Consider the following 16,828-nt stretch of genomic DNA (forward strand, 5'->3'; position numbering starts at 1 on the left):
TGAACTGCCTCCCATTTCTTGGACATGGAAATAGAAGTCCGAGAGATGGGAGGCTTTCCATGTCCATCGGCCTGCGATGCAGGCACGACCGATCGGTCAGGGAGCTGGCCGCCGGGATGTTCGGCGAGGGCCGGGGGTACAAGTCCGTCGCCAGAAGTCTGGGCATCCCTGCCGAAGCCGTGCGAAAATGGCAGCAGACGTACCGCGCGACCGGGAGGGACGGCCTGCTGAAAATGGGCGAGAAGCACTCGAGATACGACTTCGAGACCAAGGTCGCCGCAGCCAGGGCCGTGGTCGACGACGGGATGGCCAAGCCCGAGGCGATGGAGCGCTTCGGCATCGCGAGCGCGACGCCGCTGAAGCAGTGGTGCAGGCTGTACCGCGAGGGAGGCGCCGAGGCCCTGAGGCCCAAGCCGAGGGGCAGGCCGAGGGGGTCCGGCGCGAAGGCCGCGCCGATGACCCGCGAGCAGGAGCTCGAGCGCGAGGTCAGGCGGCTCGAGGCGCAGGTGGCGTACCTAAAAAAATCGATAGCCCTGAAGGCGGAGCTGCGCTCCCGAACCGGGAGAAGGCCCTAGCGGTCGCCGAGCTTTCAGGGCAGGGACACGGCCTCGCCGACCTGCTGGGGGCCGCCGGACTCGCCAGGTCGAGCTACTACTACGCGCTGTCCCATCCCAAGGCGCCGACCAGGCCGGAGCTGCGCGCCAGGGTGGCGGAGGTCTTCGGCAGGCTCCCGAACGGCGTCGGACACCGGCAGGTGGCCATGGAGCTGCGCGCGGTGGACGGGGTCCGCATCGCCGACAAGACGGTGCTCAGGATGATGAACGAGATGGGCCTCAGGTGCGGCATCCGCCGGGAGACCGACCACCACAGGTACAGCTCTTACAGGGGGAAGGTCGGCGAGACCTTCGAGAACGTGCTCGGCCGCGACTTCGCCGCCGACGGCCCCTGGCAGAAGATGGGCACCGACGTCACCGAGTTCAAGTGCTCCTTCGGCAAGGCCTACCTCGCGCCGGTCTACGACTTCGGCAGCAAGGAGATCGTGGCGTGGTCCATCTCGGAGAGCCCGGGCCTCGCCCAGCAGGAGGAGATGCTCGCCATGCTCATGGCGGCGAAGCCGGAGGGCGCGGCGCCGGTCCTGCACTCCGACATGGGCTGGCAGTACCAGCACGCGTCCTACGTCGCGAAGCTCAGGGAGAACGGCTTCGTGCAGAGCATGTCGCGCAAGGGCAACTGCATCGACAACGGCGCGACCGAGCAGGTCTTCGGGCACATCAAGGACGAGTTCTTCCGGGGACGCGACTGGAGCGACTTCGAGAGCTTCAAGCGCGATCTCGAGGCCTATATCCACCATTGGAACCATGTGAGGCGCCAGGTCAGGCTGAAGGGCCTGACCCCGGTCGAGTTCCGGGAACAGGCCCTTCGGGAGGCCGCCTAGCGGTTATGATTTATCGCGTCCAAGTTTTGGGGCGCAGTTCACATTGCCGGACGGGCCTCAGCAGCTCTATGCGGCGAGAAGAACTCGCGGCGCGGAACCCGTGGAACCGTTAGTTCCAGCCCTTGCCGTCGGAGCCAAACTCCTTGATGAGCTCCTCGGTGCGGACCTTGATGGCCTCGCGACCGGGCTTGAGGAGCTTGCGGGGATCGTAGCCCTTGCCCTGCTGGTCGAGGCCCTCCTCGATGTACTTGCGGGTGGCGGCAGCGAAGACCAGCTGGAGGTCGGTGTTGACGTTGATCTTGGAGATGCCCAGCGAGATGGCCTTCTTCACCTGGTCAACGGGGATGCCGGTGCCGCCGTGAAGGACGAGCGGCAGGTCGCCCGTCTTGGCCTTGATCTCCTGCAGGCGGTCGAAGGACAGGCCCTCCCAGTTGGCGGGGTAGATGCCGTGGATGTTGCCGATGCCGCAGGCCAGGAAGTCAACGCCCAGGTCGGCGATGGCCTTGCACTGCTCGGGGTCGGCCAGCTCGCCCTTGGCGGTCACGCCGTCCTCGGTACCACCGATGCCGCCGACCTCGGCCTCGACGGAGATGCCCTTGCTGTGGGCAAGCTTCACGATCTCGGCGGTGTGGGCGAGGTTGGTCTCGAAGTCCTTCTCGTGCGAGCCGTCGTACATGACGGAGGTGAAGCCGGCGTCGATGCACTCAAGGGCGGCCTCGTAGGAGCCGTGGTCGAGGTGAAGGGCAACGGGCACGGTGATGTTCTTGGCCTCGACGAGGTCCTTCACCATGTCGGCGACGAGCTTGAAGGAAGTCTGCCACTTGGCGGCACCGCTGGTGCACTGGATGATGAGCGGCGACTGAAGCTCCTCGCCGGCATCGAGAATGGAGGAGGCCCACTCGAGGTTGTTGGTGTTGAAGGCACCAATACCGTAGTGGCCCTTCTCGGCGCTCTGAAGCATTGCGGTTGCATTGACGAGCATAGCGTTACCTCCATCTGTTGGAAGCTGAACGATGTGGTACTCCGACAATCATACCCGATGTGAGAACCTTCACACCCTAGAAGCGCTGCAAGAACGCGATTCCTGCAGGCATTACAAAACGTTGGCAGTTCGGGCTGCGCGAGAGCCCCTGTGGGTTGGGGGAAGGCTTGTCTCTTCTTCGTGAGGATGGGCGCAACGCGTTGGCCGCAGCCTATACTCGGGTATCCCAAAACAAGAGGGCCGCGCGGGAGACGCGACCGAAGGAGGGATGGGCCTTGGCGCAGGAATCCAAGATGTACGCCAATGGTGCGGATGATCAGCGGGACGAGAAGGACGAGCAGAACGAGCATGCGGGAGGTGTGTTTAGCGACCTCTCGTTTGCGCAGATCCTTGCCACCGCACTGGCCGCGGGCGTCTCGTTTGCGCTCTCGTCGCAGATAGGCGTGGCAGGCTCGCTCATCGGAGCCATCGTGGGCGCCGCAGCTGCTACCGTGGCGTCCTCGGTGCTCAACAACCTCTTCTCTAAGTCTGCCGAGGCAATCAAGGGCGCCGTAGCCACAGATGCCAACGAGTCGCCTGCGGCCGAGAAGCCCGCCGCCTCTGCAGCGGGCGAGACCTCGCTCATGCCCCACCCCGTTGACGCGGACCAGGCAGCGGCCGACAGCGCCCCGGCAGGCGCAACGGCAACCCAGAACCTCGCGGCAGGCGAAACCAGGCCAACCACGGCATCTTTGGCCGACGACACCGAGGTCAAGTTTGCGCCCTCCGGCACGCGCATTGCGCCCGCGAGCTTCCGCCGCGCCGCCCGCGAGCGCCAGCGCCGCGACACCAAGCGCCGCGTCGTGGTGGTGTCCATCGTGGCGGGAATCGCGGCCGTGCTTGTCTCAGCGCTTCTCGTCTACGCGCTCACCGAGGGCAGGGGCATAGGCACTACGCCCGGCCGCACTCAGGAGACGACTACCACCGAGCAGACGCAGACCACGCAGGAGAAGACCGAGACCGAGAAGCCCGAGGAGACGACCCAGCCCGAGAAGCCCGCAGAGCCCAACTCCACCCAGACCACGGACACGAGCTCCAACTCTGATTCGACGAGCAGCACCACGGACTCGACCACGAGCAACTCCGGCACGTCCTCAAACTCCGGGAACAGCAGCTCGAGCAGCGATTCCAGCAGCAACAGCAGCTCGAACTCCAGCAACAACTCCAGCTCGAGCACCACGGGCGACGCGACGGGGTCCAACTCCAGCACCAACAGCGGCTCAAACTCCTCGAGCACCAACAGCTCGTCGAACAACTCGAGCAGCACTGACTCCACCAAGAGCAACAGCTCCACGTCCACCACAAAGGGAACGAGCAGCTCAAGCGGCTCCACTGGCTCGGGTGCCACCACGAGCAGCACCAGCAGCAACTAGACGGCACCCGCAAGTCACCGCGCGCATCTGCAGCGAGCAGCAAAAACAAGCGGCGCACGCGACCAATCCGGTCACGTGCGCCGCTCGCCTATTTACGCACCCCTGCTGCACGCTCCCCTACCCCAGAAGCGAGAGCACCTCTCGCTTTGCGGCGAGAAACTCCGGCGTGAGGGCAAAGTCGCCCTCGCCTGCGCCATGGTCAACGCGAACCTCGCCGGCAATGTGGCTGGGCACGCCCTCGGAGGGACGCCCGGCAAGCACGTAGACGCGACTTGCCATCGAGACCGCCTCGTCCACGTCGTGCGTGATCACCAGCGCGGAAAGGCCCAGCTCGCGGGCCATATCGCAGAACCAGCGGCGCACCTCGACGCGCGTGATGGCATCAAGCGCCGAGAAGGGCTCGTCCAGAAGCGTGACGTCTGCGCCCATGAGGTAGGTGCGCATGAACGCCGCACGCTGGCGCATGCCGCCAGAGAGCTCGGCCGGCCACTTCTCCTCCGTGCCCGCAAGGCCAAAGCGCTCGAAGAGCGGCTCGGCCTTCGCGCCGGCCTCGGAGCGGGGGACGCCCGCCAGCAGCAGAGGCAGGCACACGTTGTCGATGATGCGGCGGCTGGGCAGCAGCAGGTCCTTCTGCAGCATGTAGCTCACGTGGCCGGGCGTGCCGGTGATGTCTGTGCCGTGGAGCAGCACCTGGCCGGAGAGCGGCCGCGTGAGACCCGAAAGCGCGTGCAGGATGGTCGTCTTGCCGCAGCCGGAGCGGCCTACCAGGCACACCACCTCACCTGCGGCAACGGTAAGGGAGATCCGGTCCACGACCGTCGCCCGGCCGTCCCACGAGAGCGTGAGCGAGCGTGCCTCGAGCGCCGGCGCGTCGCCGGTACCCGAGGCCTGGGGCTTCTCGGCAGATGTGACGCCTGCGCCCACCTATGCCTCCAGGTACGAGAGGTCGTAGCCCTTGGTGACGTCAAGCTTGTTCTCGACCAAGTTCTGGTCATTGAGCCACTGGTAGAACTTGGACCAGCGGTCGGCGTCGATGACGCCCCAGGACGATGCGTCAGCGATGTACTGGCCTGCCAGGTAGTCCTGGCTTGCGTGGACCAGGTCGGAGTCAAGCTCGGGCACGGCGTCGCAGAGGATGTCGGCGGCGTCGCTGGGGTTCTCGACGCAGAACTCGTAGCCCTTCTTGACGGCACGCAGGAAGGCCTTGACCTGGTCGGGGTTCTCCTTGGCAAAGTCGTCGTTGGCGGCGATGACCGGCGTGTAGTAGTCAAAGACGTCGTCGATCGAGATGAACGAGAAGTAGTTCACGTCGTAGTTCTGGACCTTGGCGTTCTGAACCGCCCAGCCCTCATAGACCCACACGGTGTCGAACATGTTGGCCTTGAGGCCCGAGACCTCGTCATCCACGTTGTAGGGCACGAGGTTGATCTTGGAGTAGTCGCCGCCGTCGGCCTCGACCACGTCCTTGATGGTGGCCTGCTCGACGGGCTGGTCCCACGTGGCGTAGGTGTGGTCCTCCATGAGCTTGGGGCGCGTTATGCCGTCGGCCTGGCGGCTCATGATACCGGAGGTGTTGTGCTGGATGATGGCGGCAACGGCCGTGTAGGGCATGGGCTGGTCGGACGAGAAGCTGTTGGCCATAACGTCCTGGTACGAGACGCCCATCTGGGCGCCGCCGGCGCCGATAAGGGCGTCCGCGCCGTCCTCGGGCGGCTGGACTATCTCAACGTCCAGACCCTCGTCGGCGAAGAAGCCCTTGGACTGGGCCACGTAGATGCCGGTGTGGTTGGTGTTGGGGGTGTAGTCAAGCACGAAGGAGATCTTCGCGAGGTCGCCCGAGGCGTTTGCGCTGGACGAGCTGGACGCATCACTCGACGCGGCGGCGTTAGACGAGACGGACTGGGACGCCTGGCCGCAGCCGGCAAGCGCCAGGGCCGCAGAAGCCGCAACGGAGCCACGCAGGAACGAGCGGCGAGAGACGCCGCCGGAAAGCACGGAGTTGGAAGCCATTATCGTTTGTTCCCTTCTGCCCTCTTCCAGGGCATGCAGACGCGCTGCAGCAGGTCAACAAGCTTCATGAGACCAAGCGACAGCGCAGAGATGACAATGATGACCGCGAACATGCGGTCGTACGAGAAGGACTTGCGCACGCGCGTCATGTAGACGCCCAGGCCGGAGTTGCCACCGAGCCACTCGGCAATCACGGCGCCCACAATGGCGTAGGTCGCGCTGATGCGCAGGCCGCTGAAGAACTGGTCGGCCGCGGCGGGCAGCTTGGCGTAGCGGAAGATCTGCCAGCGCGAGGCGTTCATGGTGCGCATGAGGTCGATGACGTCGGGGTCCACCGAGCGGAAGCCCGAGATCAGCGAGACCGTGATGGGGAAGAACGTGGTGATCACGATGAGGATCACCTTGGGAGCCAGGCCGTAGCCAAACCACAGCACCAGAAGCGGCGCGATGGCGATGGTGGGGATGGTCTGCGAGATGGTCACGAGCGGCTGGAGGGCCAGGTAGAAGCCCTCGAAGCGGTCCATGAGCACCGCGATGGCAAAGCCGAGAGCCACGCCGATGAGAAGGCCTATGGCCGTCTCGACCAGCGTGGTTGCCGCGTGGCCCAGGATGAGGGCGATGTCGGCCACGAGCGCCTGGACCACCTGGATGGGCGTGGGGAGTAGGAAGTTGGGAATGATCCCCAGGTCAACGACGAGCTCCCACACGACGAGAAGGCCCACTACAGTGAAGAGCGGCGTGAGCACGCGACGCGCGCGGGATGCCCCGGCACGCGGGGCGGCAGCGGCACGCGGGGCGGCAGCGCTTCTCGGCTTGTGCTGCTGACGCGACACCGGCTACGCGACCTCCTCGGCCTTCTGGGAGAACTCGGAGTCCGTGGGGTGATACTTCCCCACCTTGTGCTCGGTGGTCATCACGTCGCCGTCGGGGCGATAGTCGATCTTCACGTAGGTGGCCATCTTCTTGCAGCCCGCCTTGGCGCCCACGAGCTGACAGTTCTTGACGATCTCCATGCAGGTGTCGTAGTCGGCCTCGATGGCGGTCTCGAACGGGCCAACAAAGTAGTCGACGCCCGTGGAGTCGATGTAGGCGATCACCGCGTCGACCACGCGGCAGACCTCCTCGTCGGTCTGGGCGTCCATGGGCAGGAACTGAATCGCAACGGAGCAGTCCATGCACCCTCCCTTCCGGGTGCCAAAAAAGGCACCCACGTCTTCCGTAGGTGCCCGAACTGTGCGCTCTGGTCCCTACGCCGGCATTACCCGGACAGGTTCTATGGGTCGCGGCATTGGTGCCGCCTCTCAGCCGGGCCGTTATCCCAGCTCCCCTTTGCGTTGCCCAGTATAGCGCGGATGCCGCCCTCCCGCGGGATTTTGTTCCCCGGCAATGGAATCCCATTGCCGGGGAACAAAATCCCGCGGGTTAATTGCAGTCTGCGAGAAGGACGCAACGCGTCTACCTGCGGTTCTTCTCGGCAGCACGCCCAAACGACTGCAATTAAGTCGCAGTTTTGCCGCTGGGGCAACCGGCATCTCCTTATCAGCCACAGGCACTGGCGCCATCATCATGACCTTTTGCGTCATCGTGAGGCACAATGGGATTCTCTTTGACTGATGTCGTGGCCCCATCCTGGCCACTTCCAACAAAAGGAGACATATGGACGCCCTCAAAGCGCGCTTCGAAAGCCACCCTGAGAGACACCCCGGCGTTACCTGGGAAGACGTCGCGCGACGGCTCGACGACACGCGGCGGCACGCCCTTGCCTATCTCGAGGAGACGGGCGGCGAGCCGGACGTCTTTCTCTACCAGGGCCGCCTCTACGTTGCGGACTTCTCGCCCGAGTCCCCGCAACGTCGGTCCGTCTGCTACGACCGAGCCGCTCGTCTGGGCAGGAAGCGCAACCCGCCAGCGGCCAGCGCCTGCGAGCTTGCGGAATCTAACGGCCTAGAACTTGTGGACGAGACGATCTACCTCGCCATGCAGGAGCTTGCTCCGCTAGATGCCAAGACCAGCAGCTGGATCAAGACCCCGGCAGACATGCGCTCCCAAGGCGGCGCCCTCTTTGGCAGCAGGCGGTACAACCGCACGTTCATCTACTGCAACGGCGCGGATTCCTACTACGCGGCGCGCGGCTTTAGGGCGTGCTTGCCGCTGGAGTAACGACCACGACCTTTGCTGAGGGCGCCGTCACGCGAGGCGGCACCCGCGGGGTGATCGGGAGCCAGATTGGTCTCCGCGCAACGAGACAATCGCCCGCGCCGAGAAGCCCCGCCGCACGCACCCTACGCCCCTGCCTCCTGCATCTCCAACAGGTGATGCTCAAGCGCACCGTCCACGGCAAAGAGGTACAGCCCATGAACGCCTCGCTTGAGCAGCACGTTGAGCTCGTGGCGGAGGTTGGCCTCGGGGTCCTCGCTGCCGTTAATCGCCTGCGAGTTGCAGCTCTTTGAGGGATCGAATGCCAGCCGTCCTTCTCGCCAGCAGATCGACGGTCCAATGATGACGCCTGCGTAGTTGAGGTCAAATCCCTGAATGGTGTAGATCGAGCCGCATTCCCCCAGCGTATGGCCCTGTTCTGCCCATGCCTTATCGCGCTCGCTGGCCGTCTGCTCCTCGCTGGCAGACGTCTGGTAGTTCCACGGCATGTGAAAGTACTCCGTGTGAGGGGCGCTATCGGTTGCGGCTGAGAGACGCCCGCGCCGAGAACCGCGCCCGCCTGCGCCAAACGAGACCCAGCCGTTCTCCTCGCGATAGATGCGAACCTCCCAGACACCGCCCGAAGTCGGCTTCGACTTGCTCGAGTATGGCCAGTCATACGTTGCCAGCACGCGGGAAAGACCGTGCGAGGTGCTGTCCACAATCGCGCCCGTTGCGGAATCGAAGGTCAAGGCCTTGTCCTGGATTGCTTCTTTCAAATCGAAGGGCGAGCTAAAGACCTTGATCTCGTACGGTATGTGCCCCTTGCGCGGTCGGTCGCGGGGGATGGGACGTATGCCGCGAGCGTTGGCAAAGTCGTCAATCCACGCAATGACCTCGTCGCAGGCGTCGATGCGATACTGCTGGCGCAGGAGCAGGTTCTCCACATGAAACGGGAACCCGGAGACCTCGGTGGCTCTTCTCGCACAGACGGTTTGGCCGTTCGAGAAGCGCCCCTCGGGGAAGAGGGCCGACCTCATCGCAGCGTCAAGCTCCTGCGACTTTCTTAACACCTGCTCGAGGTCGTACACGGCAACCACCACGCGCGCACGACGCATGATGTCCACAAGCATGTTCCTGCTGCCGGTATACCCCTGGTTGCCCTGGGTGAGAAGGAGATGAGCCTCGTCGATGAGAACGACGTCCACCGGATCGCAGGGGTAGTTCTGGCGCTCGTGACCACCACCATGCCCGGCTTCACTGTGCTTGTTGATAAACCGCGTGGGCTTGTCCACCACGACGCCGTCCCTATTCTGGAGGCCAAGCCGCTTCATGATGGCGTTGTAGACCGTGAGCTGCTCGTTATGGTTCACCAGAAGGCACGCGCTGACGGAGCGGCGTGCGGCAGCGGCGGCAGCACCGGCGGCCCCGGCTCCCCCGCCGCCCCCAACCCCCAGCTCGTTCATGACACGCAGGAACAGGTGGCTGAGAAGGACCGTCTTACCGGTTCCAGCCATGCCCTCAACCACAATAAGTTCGCCGTTCTTGACGGGAGCGTCGGCGTCCGCGTGGGACGCACCGGCTCGCGCAGCCATGAGCTCGCGCAGCCTGCCGAGAATCACGTCCTCCGCCGCCAGCTGGTCTTTCCCCAGCGCGCGAAACGGCGATGCCTTGAAGATCGCCGAGTCCCGGATGACGGACTCCGCCGGAAAGAGCTCCGGCTCGTAGCGGTTGAGCTTACGCCACACGGCAGAGGTGATTATTGGCAGCTCAGGCTTGGTGTAGTAGTTCTCCTGCGGGTTGCCGCGACCGTTTGCCAAGATCACATGCTCGGCGCCAGAAGCCAGAAGGTAGCTCAGGAAGTTGTTCTCAAGATCAAGCGTGAGCGACTTGTTGAAGTGATCCTGCCCAATCACCAGCATGCGACTGCCGGGCCGAATAAGCTGTTCCCATGCCTGCCTACCCCGCTCGGTTCGATACGTGATGTCGTCGGAATAGTGCTCCCTGGTTCGCCGCACAATCGAGTTTGTCTCGCCCACATAAAGTATGAACTCATCGAACTCGTAGCCGCCACGCGTACGCCCGCGCTGCTTGGCGCGAATGATGTACACGGTAGGGTAGGTCTTGAGGAGCCGTCGCGCACCACTTGAGAGCTCGCCGCCATCAACCTCGCATGGCACCCGGTCGATGCTCTGCTCAATCTTGATGTCGTCCTCGTGGAATGGGACGTCAATGACAATGGGTTGTCTGAGCGACATGAGCTTCTCCCCTACCTGACCGATGAGACAAAGGGACTGTCCCTTTGTCTCACAGCTCGGTGTACTTCTTGGCGTTGCCGCGGCTAAGCTCGACGGGGTACTTCTCGGCGTTGGCGTCGATCTTCTCGTTCACGATCTTTAGCGGGTCGAGCCCGCAGGCGTCGGCCATGAACAGACAGTAGATGAGAACGTCCGCCAGCTCCTCCGAGACCTTGTCCATACGCCCGTCTGCCGAAGTATTGGCCCCGGACCACTGGAACGCCTCCAGAAGCTCGGCCGACTCGAGGCTAATGGAGATGGCCAGGTCCTTGGGGTTGTGGAACTGGCGCCACTCCCGCTGGTCGCGAAAGGCGCGCAGCCTGTCTATGGTCTCCTGATAGTTGCTCACGCGCATGGCCTCCCTACGCTCGCCGCGCCGTCCGGCGCGTGTTCACGCGTACGTCTCCGCATCTCCCGTGCATCGCTAGTCGCTCTCATCGAGAGGCGGAAGATCTGATAGATTGACCTTCTCGTATGCGCCTCGCTTCGCGTCTTCGGGATGCAGTACCAGGCCGATTATTGTGATTGAATCCTCGCTGGGGCCATACACCCAAAACATGCGCATGGCTCGACTATTTCTATTTTCGAGATACGACTGCCAGACCTTGATTCCGTATCTCCTCGATAGCGCATCGATATCATGTGTCCGAAGGCTGGGATGGCGTGGGTTTTCTGAGAGTAACTTTAGCGCCTTGCCCCACTTCTTATATAGTTGCTGCTCATCTTTCGAAGCAGTCCCATTGTGACAGGTCTGTTGGAGCTCGCCCCAGTAACGGTCCATCTCTGGGATACCCATACGTATCTTGAAAGCCATGCTGAGCCCTTAAAAATCAGACAGATCAATGGGCGTCGACGCTTTTCCCGCCTTAAGGTTGTTCACCGCCTTGTCCATGTCGCGAAGCGTGCGCGCCGAAATCTCCTCGGGCACGGCGAGCTCGCGAGGCTCAAGCAGGTAGCATCCGTTGTCGTATTCCTTAACGTTGTAGTACTCGTACTGCGCGCCCCGCAGCGTCACGCGGTTCTTTCCATCTACCTTGGCGTCATATTGCTTGATCGCTTCCATGTAAACTCCTTAGCCCATAGTGGGATTTCCCACTATGGGCTAATTTTACGTGACCGCTATCGCTCATTCAACCTCTCGTTAAACCGGCACTGGGAAGCGGCGCTCACGAAGCCCCGCCTACTGCTGGTAGTAGCTCAGGAAGTCCTCGAGCTTGTCCATCGCCTCGTGCAGCGTGTGCTTGCGCGGCAGGTAGACAATGCGGAAGTAGCCGGGCTTCTCCCAGTTGAAACCCTTGCCCGCGGTGATAAGGACGTGCTCGTCCTTGAGCAGGTCGAGCGCGAACTGGTCGTCGTCGGTGATGTGGAACTTGTCCGGGTCGAGCCTCGGGAAGATGTAGAACGCGGCCTCGGGCTTGGTCACCGTGACGCCGTCCATGTTGGAAAGCCGCTCGTAGACGTACTCGCGCTGCTCGTAGATGCGCCCGCCGGGAACGAGAAGCCCCTGGCTGCGCTGGATGCCGCCCAGGCACGTCTGCACGATGGACTGCGCCGGCACGTTGGAGCACAGGCGCATGTTGGAGAGCATGTTGATGCCGTCGATGAGGTCCTTCGCGACGCGCTTGTTGCCGGAGAGGCTCATCCAGCCAATGCGGTAGCCCGCGACCATGTGGCTCTTCGAGAGGCCGTTGAACGTGATGCAGAACAGGTCGGGCGCAAGGCTCGCGATGGAGACGTGCTGCTTGCCGTCCATCACCAGGCGGTCGTAGATCTCGTCCGCAAAGATGACCAGCTGGTTCTCGCGCGCCACGTCCACGATTTGCTCCAGCACCTCGCGCGGGTACAGGGCGCCCGTAGGGTTGTTGGGGTTTATCACGACGATGCCCTTGGTGCGCGGCGTGACCTTGCTGCGAATGTCTTCGATGTCGGGGTACCAGTTTGCCTTCTCGTCGCAGATGTAGTGCACGGCCGTGCCGCCGGCGAGGGTGGCGCAGGCGGTCCACAGCGGGTAGTCGGGGCTGGGGACGAGAATCTCGTCGCCCTCGTCCATGAAGGCGTTCATCGCAAGCTGGATGAGCTCCGAGGCGCCGTTGCCCGTGTAGATATCCTCCACGTCCACGTTGGGGATGCCCTTGAGCTGGTCATACTGCATGATGGCCTTGCGCGCAGAGAAGAGGCCCCGGCTGTTGGAGTAGCCCTCACACTCCGTGAGCTGGTCCTGCATGTCCTTCACGACCTCGTCGGGCGTGCGGAAGCCAAAGGGCGCGGGGTTGCCAATGTTCAACTTGAGCACATGGATGCCCTGGTCCTCCATGCGGTAGGCCTCGTCCAAGACGGGCCCGCGGATGTCGTAGAGGACGTTGTCAAGCTTGGACGACTTCTTGAACTGACGACGAGGCATGGCGGATTCCTTCTCCTTGGTGTTGTTGCCGGATGAGGCAAGGGGAGTTTCCCTTTGTCTCATTTCTGGTGGCGTGGGGGCGTCGGTCGCGCCCGAGAGTACGTGCGGCGCGGGGGCGTCGGACGCGCCGTCGCTGAGCCACTCGGCGCTTACGCCGAGGGCGGTGGCGAGAAATTCGAGCGTTGCCTTCCTGGGCTCGGTCTTACCGCTGAGATATTGGCTGAGCTGCGACTTTCCCAGCTTGACGCCCTCGTTGGCAGCCATGCGCACAAGGTCTGCCTGTCGAAGGCCGCGCTTGTCCATCGCCTGGCCAAGGCGCGCCGAGAAGTCCGCGTGCATCTGGTCTCCCACGACCCCTCCGTTCTGGATCTCTGTGTGGCGCAATGCGAGAAGTTCAATTTCTCCTCTCGGCAACTAATGCTACGTGGTCCAAAAGTTCATTTCTGAGAACGAGAAGTTCAATTTATAGGTAGCCTAGCACGGTACGTCTCACCGTGGGACGAAAAATTGAACTTCTCGGTGTGTTCACGGTTCTTTCGGTTGCGGCGAGGGTCGCAGGCCTTCGCGGCCCTCGCGCGCGGGGTGCTGCGGGATTCTTGCGCGGGGCACCGATACACATTCGGACCCGAAGCTGTATCCCCCGCAGGTCGATACACGTTCGCATGCCGAATGTGTATCCTCTCGCTACACATTCGGACCCGAAACTGTATCCCGCGCAGGTCGATACACGTTCGTACCCCGAATGTGTAGCGGTGGGATTCGTTTACCTGGTAATGGGATTCCGTTACCAGGTAAACGAATCCCGCGGCGGGCGCGGGTATCATGGAACAACCAACACCGGCCCCCGGAACGCGAGGAGCAGCCATGAGAACGCTTATGTCCGTACTTGCGACCGCCATAGCGTCATTTGTCGCGGTTGCCCTTGTCCCCTCGGCGCACGTGATCGGCCAACCGCAATGGGCGGCGTACCTGGCCTTTGCTCTCATGCTCTGCGTGATGAACGCAATCGTGAAGCCCATCATTCAGATTCTCTCAATCCCAGCGACAATCCTCACGTTGGGGCTTTTCACGTTTGTGATCGACGCGCTCATGGTGTCGCTCGCATCCAACCTTGCCTCAAGCGTCTTTGGCATGGGCGTGGTTGTCACGGGATTCTGGGGCACACTCTTTGTCGCGCTCATCGTAAGCGTAGTGAGCGGGCTTCTCGGCGCCAAGGACTAGCGCCGCGGCTACACGCACCCGTGACGGTCGCTCGCCCCGTCCCTATCGCAGCTCGACATCCCCCTTGCGCAGGTGCTCGATGTATCCCTCGCCCCACGTCTCGATGCTCGACAGCACCGGGATGAAGTCCTCCCCCACCTGCGTGAGCGAGTACTCCACGCGCGGCGGAACCTCCGGGAAGACCTCGCGGCGCACCAGCCCCTCCGTCTCCAGGCGTTTGAGCTGCGAGGAGAGCGTTGAGTGCGTAAGCTCGGGCATGCGACGCTCAAGCTCGCCAAAGCGCAGCTTGCCCTCGCTGAGGTGGTGGAGAATCACGATGGACCACTTGCCCTGAAGCAGCCACTGCGCGGTCACGAAAGGACAGGTGCCAAAGTCCTTGGGTGTGCTTCGCATGCGATGCCGTCCCTTCCTGCTGGTAGCAGATGGTATCTCAACTAATACCAAGTATCGAGAAAAAACGTTATACAGACACTCACATATATTGGGTACACTGATTTTAGTACAGAGTTGCTACTAAGTCGACACACCCGACTGAACAGGAGAGAGCAATGGCAGAGAAGAACGTCCTCATCGTGGTGGGAACCCTCCGCAAGAACGGCTTCAACGAGCAGCTGGTCCAGCGCATCGAGGCGCTGCTTGAGGGCCGCGCAAACGTGAGCAGGCTCGACTACTCGGCGCTGCCCCTCATGAACCAGGACCTCGAGGATCCCGAGCGCCCCGAGGTCGCAGCCGTGCGCGAGGCCGTGCGTCAGGCTGACGGCGTGTGGTTCGTAAGCCCGCAGTACAACGCCTCGTTCCCCGGCCACGTGAAGAACCTGGTCGACTGGCTGAGCAGGCCGCTTCCCGGCAAGGGTCGCGACACCGCCGTCTCCGGCGGCATGCGCGCAACCGTCTCCGGCGCGGGCGGCCGCACCGCCACTGCCGAGATGCGTGCCGCTCTCGACGCGCTTCTCGCCTTTGTGGGCGCGCAGGTCATGACCGAGAAGGAGACCGGCATCGCCCTCTCCGGCGAGTCCTGGATGTCCGGCACGCTGACCCTCTCCCCCGAGGACGAGGCCACCCTTGCCGCCCAGGCAGACGCCTTCCTCGAGTTCATCGCGTAGGGCGCGAGAAATACGCTGCAAGCAGGCCGCCCGGCATTCCGTGTGCTGGGCGGGCTGTTTTTCGAACTTGGCAATATGCTCAAGCGTCCCCATGTAGGGCGCCCCAAACCACGCTCAACGCTCCACCACAACCGCACCGCCGGCAAAGTCGTCACCACTCGCCGGCAGCAGCTCCCAGATTCTCCCGCAGCTCGACCGCACCACCCGCGCGTCGTGCGAAACCAGAACCACCGCGCCGGGGAACTCAGAGAGAAGACGCTCCAGCGCCTCAATCGAGTGCAGGTCGAGGTGATTCGTTGGCTCATCCATCACCAAGAGCTGCGGCTTTGTGAGAACCGCCTCCGCCAGCACGAGTTTGCGTAACTCCCCTGGGCTCAGCTCGCCCTCCTCAAGCAGAGCATCCGGGCGAGAATTGAGCTGCGCCACAACGGAGAGTACCTGTCCCTTCTCACCGGCGGCAAGGCCCTGGAGCCGAGCGCAGGCACGCCTTGCCGCATCCACGCCAATCTCCTGAGGCACATAAAGCATGGGAACATCCTTAGGAACCGCTGCAACAAGCGCCCTGACCAGCGTCGACTTGCCCGAACCGTTGGGTCCAACTACGCCAACGTGATCTGCCGAACCAAGGAACAGCTCCGGCACAGTAACACCCGGCGCATCTGGAACGCCGCCATAGCGCACCGTCCCCTCCGGCAAGCGCGCGATGACCGACCTTCTCGACCGCTCGCCAAACGAAGGAACGTTGCCGTCATAGCGTCGCTCGACGTATGACGCCTGCGCACGGTCGCGCTCGCCCTTAATACGTGCATCAAGGGTTGTAGCAAGATGCGTGGCGCGTCCGTCCTTGCCCGAGACAATCGCGCGGCCAATCTTCTCGCGTGCGTCATGGTCGTGGGGGTCTAGCCCCCGTTTGCTCCGCAGTCCGCCCGCACGTGAGGCGGCCTCCACACGTCGCTGGCGCTTGGCCGCCAGACGACGCTCCTCTCGCCGCGCACGCGCCTGAGCATCTGCGACTGCCGCACTCTCGCGCTGCCGCTGCTCAAAGGCATGCGAGTAATTGCCAGGCCGTACGAGCACCTCTCCACCCCCAAAGGAGACACATCTCTCCACCAACTCGTCGAGAAGGTCTCGGTCATGCGAGATGAGAATTCCCACGCCAGAGAAGGAACGCAGCGCGAGCAGGACCGACTGACGCGTGTGCGCATCAAGGTGATTCGTTGGCTCATCCAGCACCAGGACGTCCGGTCGGTTTCAGAGTGCCACCGCCACCTGAAGGCGCTTCTGCTGCCCCGAGGAGAGCTCGTCAAAGCGCCACGCCCAGTCGTCGCCAATGCCCAGCGCGTCGCGCAGGCGCACGGAATCGCGGTCCCAAGCAGCGGCAAAGTCGAGAAGCCCCGCAGGAGCAAACGCGCTGTCCTGCTCGCAGTATGCGGCGACAAGGCCTGTGGGCCCCACGCTCCCCGACGTAGGACGCAACTCGCCCGTGGCAATCCGAGCAAGCGTGGACTTGCCGCAGCCGTTGTCGCCAACCACGCCGGTCCAGCCAGTGGGCAGGCTTAAGGTAACGCCGTGAAGCACTTCCCGCGGACTCCCGGCATAGCTGTAGTGGATGTTGGTAAGGTTAAGTTGCATAAAGACCTCGCAGACGCAGGGCCAGCGCAACGCGCCGGCGGGTGGGCATGTACTTCTCGCCCAATGGGGCAGCGTCTAGTTGCGCAAGGTCCTCTCCCGTCTCTCGGGCGGCTTGCCAAAGGCCAGCCCGTCTTTCATACAACATAAGGTAGCCTAAAGGAGAACCGCCCCTCTTTCAAGAGGGGTGGTTCAGGTGAAT

At 63.1% G+C, this 16,828-nt stretch carries 19 protein-coding genes and 1 riboswitch; of the genes, 6 read left to right on the plus strand and 13 right to left on the minus strand.

Going from position 1 to position 16,828, the window contains the following annotated elements:
- Positions 1-59 precede the first annotated feature (59 nt).
- Together BT122_RS11115 and BT122_RS00010 are read left to right on the plus strand one after the other, a co-directional pair.
- Positions 60-575: a helix-turn-helix domain-containing protein gene (locus BT122_RS11115; protein WP_072354059.1), complete on the plus strand. Its 516-nt coding sequence runs from the start codon at positions 60-62 to the stop codon at positions 573-575.
- Positions 524-1,435: an IS3 family transposase gene (locus BT122_RS00010; RefSeq protein WP_072354571.1), complete on the plus strand. Its 912-nt coding sequence runs from the start codon at positions 524-526 to the stop codon at positions 1,433-1,435. Before BT122_RS11115 ends, BT122_RS00010 begins: the two co-directional genes overlap by 52 nt.
- 109 nt (positions 1,436-1,544) lie before the next feature.
- Here BT122_RS00010 and fba read toward each other — a convergent pair whose 3' ends face one another.
- Complete coding sequence (gene fba / locus BT122_RS00015; RefSeq protein ID WP_072354060.1) at positions 1,545-2,417, minus strand: class II fructose-1,6-bisphosphate aldolase; 873 nt, start codon at positions 2,415-2,417, stop codon at positions 1,545-1,547.
- 275 nt (positions 2,418-2,692) lie between these two features.
- Here fba and BT122_RS00020 point away from each other — a divergent pair, with 275 nt between their 5' ends.
- Complete coding sequence (locus tag BT122_RS00020; protein WP_072354061.1) at positions 2,693-3,829, plus strand: hypothetical protein; 1,137 nt, start codon at positions 2,693-2,695, stop codon at positions 3,827-3,829.
- Between the two features lie 117 nt (positions 3,830-3,946).
- Here BT122_RS00020 and BT122_RS00025 read toward each other — a convergent pair whose 3' ends face one another.
- The 4 genes from BT122_RS00025 to BT122_RS00040 all read right to left on the minus strand — a co-directional run bounded on the left by BT122_RS00025 (position 3,947) and on the right by BT122_RS00040 (position 7,014).
- Positions 3,947-4,753, minus strand: a complete 807-nt coding sequence (locus BT122_RS00025; protein WP_072354062.1) for an ABC transporter ATP-binding protein — start codon at positions 4,751-4,753, stop codon at positions 3,947-3,949.
- Entirely contained in the window at positions 4,754-5,839 is a 1,086-nt protein-coding gene (locus tag BT122_RS00030) for an ABC transporter substrate-binding protein (RefSeq protein ID WP_072354063.1), read from the minus strand.
- Positions 5,839-6,585, minus strand: coding sequence for an ABC transporter permease (locus tag BT122_RS00035; RefSeq protein ID WP_072354572.1), 747 nt, complete (start codon positions 6,583-6,585; stop codon positions 5,839-5,841). The genes BT122_RS00030 and BT122_RS00035 overlap by 1 nt, the downstream gene beginning before the upstream one ends.
- A 90-nt stretch (positions 6,586-6,675) precedes the next feature.
- Positions 6,676-7,014: a thiamine-binding protein gene (locus tag BT122_RS00040; protein ID WP_072354064.1), complete on the minus strand. Its 339-nt coding sequence runs from the start codon at positions 7,012-7,014 to the stop codon at positions 6,676-6,678.
- A gap of 51 nt (positions 7,015-7,065) precedes the next feature.
- Positions 7,066-7,178: riboswitch (TPP riboswitch) on the minus strand.
- A gap of 317 nt (positions 7,179-7,495) precedes the next feature.
- Between BT122_RS00040 and BT122_RS00045 the strand changes: the two genes are divergently transcribed.
- Positions 7,496-7,999 (plus strand): DUF4256 domain-containing protein, encoded by a 504-nt coding sequence (locus BT122_RS00045; protein ID WP_072354065.1) that lies wholly within the window; start codon positions 7,496-7,498, stop codon positions 7,997-7,999.
- A gap of 122 nt (positions 8,000-8,121) precedes the next feature.
- Here the strand turns inward: BT122_RS00045 and BT122_RS00050 are convergent, their stop codons facing one another.
- The 5 genes from BT122_RS00050 to BT122_RS00070 form a co-directional block, all read right to left on the minus strand.
- Positions 8,122-10,233, minus strand: a complete 2,112-nt coding sequence (locus BT122_RS00050; RefSeq protein WP_072354066.1) for a DNA/RNA helicase domain-containing protein — start codon at positions 10,231-10,233, stop codon at positions 8,122-8,124.
- A gap of 49 nt (positions 10,234-10,282) precedes the next feature.
- The gene (locus tag BT122_RS00055) at positions 10,283-10,621 is read right to left on the minus strand and encodes a nucleotide pyrophosphohydrolase (protein WP_286130265.1); all 339 of its coding nucleotides are present in this window, start codon (positions 10,619-10,621) and stop codon (positions 10,283-10,285) included.
- A 75-nt stretch (positions 10,622-10,696) separates the two neighbouring features.
- Complete coding sequence (locus tag BT122_RS00060; protein WP_072354068.1) at positions 10,697-11,086, minus strand: hypothetical protein; 390 nt, start codon at positions 11,084-11,086, stop codon at positions 10,697-10,699.
- Between the two features lie 9 nt (positions 11,087-11,095).
- Positions 11,096-11,335, minus strand: coding sequence for a hypothetical protein (locus BT122_RS00065; RefSeq protein ID WP_072354069.1), 240 nt, complete (start codon positions 11,333-11,335; stop codon positions 11,096-11,098).
- A 117-nt stretch (positions 11,336-11,452) separates the two neighbouring features.
- On the minus strand, positions 11,453-13,012 hold the full coding sequence (locus BT122_RS00070; protein WP_072354070.1) for an aminotransferase class I/II-fold pyridoxal phosphate-dependent enzyme: 1,560 nt from the start codon (positions 13,010-13,012) through the stop codon (positions 11,453-11,455).
- A gap of 525 nt (positions 13,013-13,537) precedes the next feature.
- Between BT122_RS00070 and BT122_RS00075 the strand changes: the two genes are divergently transcribed.
- Positions 13,538-13,894, plus strand: a complete 357-nt coding sequence (locus BT122_RS00075) for a phage holin family protein (protein ID WP_059053796.1) — start codon at positions 13,538-13,540, stop codon at positions 13,892-13,894.
- Positions 13,895-13,936: 42 nt separating this feature from the next.
- Here the strand turns inward: BT122_RS00075 and BT122_RS00080 are convergent, their stop codons facing one another.
- The gene (locus BT122_RS00080; RefSeq protein WP_072354071.1) at positions 13,937-14,287 is read right to left on the minus strand and encodes a winged helix-turn-helix transcriptional regulator; all 351 of its coding nucleotides are present in this window, start codon (positions 14,285-14,287) and stop codon (positions 13,937-13,939) included.
- A gap of 155 nt (positions 14,288-14,442) precedes the next feature.
- Between BT122_RS00080 and BT122_RS00085 the strand changes: the two genes are divergently transcribed.
- Positions 14,443-14,997 (plus strand): NADPH-dependent FMN reductase, encoded by a 555-nt coding sequence (locus tag BT122_RS00085; RefSeq protein WP_072354072.1) that lies wholly within the window; start codon positions 14,443-14,445, stop codon positions 14,995-14,997.
- A 114-nt stretch (positions 14,998-15,111) separates the two neighbouring features.
- On the opposite strand, the gene BT122_RS00090 is transcribed toward BT122_RS00085, so the two are convergent.
- On the minus strand, positions 15,112-16,230 hold the full coding sequence (locus BT122_RS00090; RefSeq protein ID WP_072354073.1) for an ATP-binding cassette domain-containing protein: 1,119 nt from the start codon (positions 16,228-16,230) through the stop codon (positions 15,112-15,114).
- 18 nt (positions 16,231-16,248) lie between these two features.
- On the minus strand, positions 16,249-16,629 hold the full coding sequence (locus BT122_RS00095) for an ATP-binding cassette domain-containing protein (RefSeq protein ID WP_072354074.1): 381 nt from the start codon (positions 16,627-16,629) through the stop codon (positions 16,249-16,251).
- Positions 16,630-16,828: the final 199 nt, after the last annotated feature.

It is taken from the genome of Olsenella sp. kh2p3 (genome assembly GCA_900119625.1).
In the GTDB taxonomy this organism is placed as follows: Bacteria; Actinomycetota; Coriobacteriia; order Coriobacteriales; family Atopobiaceae; genus Tractidigestivibacter.